General features: G+C 51.7%; 1 protein-coding gene. It reads left to right on the plus strand.

What is annotated here, in order from left to right; all coding sequences use genetic code 11:
• A partial coding sequence (locus tag AC1RPX_RS07930; protein ID WP_481763353.1) for a hypothetical protein occupies nt 1-288 on the plus strand: 288 nt, incomplete at both ends.

Genomic DNA, 288 nt, shown 5'->3' on the forward strand with positions numbered 1-288 from the left:
GTACTACAAGCTGTGGAATCAAGTCATGGGCGTAGTAAAGCAGTACTCTGAGGGAGACGAGCGCAACGCGACAATCAGTCGCTTGCGCCGTGGAATCAGGCTCGCGACCCGTGGCGCTCCCCAGCGCCATGCGCATGACGAAGAGAATACTGCGAATTATGTCAGTTCTGGTACGGAACAGCTATACAACGCAAGTTCTGAACTTTTGGTCGATGCTTACCGAAAAGTCAGAAGTCTGGTACATCCGGACAAAGGTGGCGATCCGGAACTGTTCCATCTAGTAAAGAT

Source organism: Dellaglioa sp. CoH-56-MRSF-14 (genome assembly GCF_056782115.1).